The 3,000-nt window shown below is 69.0% G+C and carries 2 protein-coding genes and 1 pseudogene; all 3 read right to left on the reverse strand.

Annotated elements, in window-relative coordinates:
* Positions 1 to 201: pseudogene (locus tag BRAO375_RS11275) on the reverse strand (cell envelope biogenesis protein TolA); the annotation flags it as partial.
* A 12-nt stretch (positions 202 to 213) separates the two neighbouring features.
* Entirely contained in the window at positions 214 to 2,337 is a 2,124-nt protein-coding gene (locus BRAO375_RS11280; protein WP_009027602.1) for an OmpA family protein, read from the reverse strand.
* Between the two features lie 269 nt (positions 2,338 to 2,606).
* Positions 2,607 to 3,000, reverse strand: a 394-nt coding sequence (locus BRAO375_RS11285; protein ID WP_283806065.1) for an MBL fold metallo-hydrolase RNA specificity domain-containing protein, incomplete at its 5' end; no start/stop codon positions are given.

A 3,000-nucleotide genomic window follows, 5' to 3' on the forward strand; every position in this document is an offset into this window, starting at 1 on the left:
GAGCCACAGGCCGGCGCGGCCCGGCAGCACGCTCAGCATCGCCATCAGGGAGCCGATGAGGAAGGCCAGGATGACCGGCAGCAGCCAGCTCCGCATCCAGTCCGGCTGCTTTTCGTCCGACCAGGTGCGCCAGCCGACGAAGCCGCCGATGACGACGGCGAGCAGGATCCAGAAAAAGAACGTCGTCAGGTCGTACATCATGATGTCAGCGCCTCACTTCACGACGAATTCGATGCGGCGGTTCTGCGCGCGGCCTTCCGCGCTGTCGTTGGAGGCGACCGGCTTGGTCTGGCCGTAGCCTTCCGAGGTCATCCGCGAGGTGTCGATGCCGGCCTCGCTGATGTAGCTGACCACGGCCGCCGCGCGCCGCTTTGAGAGGTCCATGTTGCTGTCCTCGTCGCCGACATTGTCGGTGTGGCCTTCGATCGCGATCGCGGCCTCCTTGCAGCGCTGCGCCACATCGACGATGTGGTCGAGCAGCGCCAGGGACTCGCGGCTCAGCTCGGCGCTGCCGGTTGCGAAGCGGATGCGGCCCTTGGCGAGCAGGCCTTCGAAAGCCGGCTGGCATTCGGCGACGGGGAGCGCCGGGCTCTCCGGCTTGACCCCGATCTTGACCTCGTCGAGCTTGAGATCGCCACCGGCCGCGTCCGCCAGCTCCTTGCGAACCTGCTCGGCGGATTTCTCATAGATCGCGAGCGCGTCGATCGAGACCGTCGCGTCCTTTGCCGTCAGCGACCCCGACCACAGCCGGGCCAGCGCGGGGAACGTCGCCTTCAGCGATTTGGCGAAATTCCGTGGCGCGCCGTCGCCGATCTTCAAGCCGTCCTCGACGGTCTCGGTGACGAAGGTCGCCGTTGCGGCCTCGACGAGATCGCGGCGGGCCGCATCATCGGGCACGTAGCCGCTGAGCCTGACGCGGCCGTTCTGCTTCTGCAGCCCGAACGAATAGGGCGACACCGGACCGTCGCGGACATCGACGGCGGCAATCGTGAACGGCGCGGGCAGGGCGCCCGCCAGCTCCTCGCGCACGGCGGCGCCGGTGACGTTGGCAAGGCCGACGCCGGTGATGGACACCTTGGTCTCGTTGATCTCGGCGCGGCCCTGCGCCAGCCGAGACAGCTGTTGCAGCAGGCTCGCGCTCGCCTTAGCGACGTCGCCATCGGGGGCGCCGCGCGCGATGCCGATCTGGCTCTTGATCGGCTTGCCGTCGAACTGTCCGCTGGCGGAGCCGAGCATCGCCTCGCGCGCGGAGGTCGCGGGCGCCAGGCCGGCGAGGCTCAGCGCGGTGCCATTGAACTCCGCCGACCAGCGGTATGGCTTGATTTCCGGCGGCAGGATCTCGGCCTTGGCCAGGGTGAGGCCGCTCGGCAGCTTGCCGAGCCCGGCCATGGCCTCGTCGTAAGCGGCGCTGGAGGGCGCCTCGCCCGAGATGGTGTAGGTGGCATCGGAGATGACGACGCGGCCCGTGGTCAGCCGCGCCAGCTCGGCGAGCGCATAGGCCGTGTAGGCGTTGAAGTCGCCCGACGGCGCACCGCGCGCGATCTGCATCTGATGCATCACGGACGATCCGGCCCACGTCTTGATGGCGGCGGCCTCCAGCGCGCGCCGAAGGTCGTCATTCGGAACGACGCCGGACATCACCACCGACTTGGCGTCGCGCACCGCGCTCCAGATGAACGGCTTGGCCTCCGGCGGCAGGATGGCGGAATTGGCGAGAACGGCGCCGCCCGGCAACTGCCGCGTCGCGGCCACCGCCGCCTCGTAGATGTCGGAGGAGGTCGCAGCACCGGCGAGCGAATAGGCCTTGTCCGCGAGCGAGAAGGTACCGCCATTGAGCTTCGCCGCCTGCACCAGGCCATGGCCGGCGATGGCGGCAAAATTCGCCGGGGCACCCAGGGCGTAGCCGAGCCGATCGACGACCTCGCCGCCGGCCGTGGCGGCGCGGGCGGCGTTGAGAACGGCGTCACGGACGGCGGGCGTCGGCACGCCGCCTTCGAGCACGAGCTGGCTGCCGTTGCGTGCGGCGCGGAAAGTATAGGGTTTGGGTATCGGAAGCTTGTCGTAGCTGTCATCCACAAGGCGGACGCCGTTCACCGTCGCCGCATCGCTCAGCCGCTCCGACTGGTCGGGGCTGAACTCGGGCCCCGCGATGCGGACGTCGCGGCCTGCGACCGAGACTTTCAGCGCCGCGGCGGTATCGGGGGCGGCAGCAGCGACCGCCGCCCGCGCCCGCGGCGCGATGTCCTCCTCGACACTCGTCGTCTTGAAGATGATAGCCAGCAGCCAGAGCACGGCCACGGCGATCAGTCCCGTCCACCATTTCGATGGTTGATGCATGTGAGAGCCCCCGTTTCCCCACCTGCGCCCGGTTCACCCGGATCGTTCCGTTGTCGTGAACCACGCGTCGAGCGTATCAGAATCACTTTCGGAGACCAGCCGTCTGCGCGTTGTGCTATTGCCTATGCACAAGCGGAAATGGCGTCGCTGTCGTCAGCCGGCTCCTCACGTCGCAGTCTGTCGATGGCCGATCCATCGAGGTTGCGATCAAAGTGTGACCGTTCGACGACAAGGGACGCGTCCCACCGCCGTCCGGACGGTCGATCGTGTCACTCCTCGAGCGCCCGCCGCAGACGGCGGATGATGACGCCGCGCGCGCGGTCGTCGGCGGCCTGCTCGATGCGCGCGTGGATGTCGAGCAGGAGGCCCGACATGTCGTTGTGCCAGTCGAGCCGCGTCACCGCCTCCGGCGCCAGCCGTCGCCGGCGCGTGGCATCGAGCGGCGTCGGCACGGCACTGGTGAGCTCGTAGACGTCGTCGAGCAGCGGCGAGAACACCTTGGCGGCCGGCACGATCCGCTCGGCGACGCGCGCGGCCAGCGCGGCAATCGCCGCCTCTTCGCCATGCGACAAAAACAGCCCGCGCGCGATCGGCCGGCGGGCCGCGATCCAGCGCGCGATCTCGGCGCCGTCGGCATGGCCGGAGTAATCGTCGATCATGCGG

It is taken from the genome of Bradyrhizobium sp. ORS 375 (assembly GCF_000239775.1).
GTDB lineage: Bacteria > Pseudomonadota > Alphaproteobacteria > Rhizobiales > Xanthobacteraceae > Bradyrhizobium.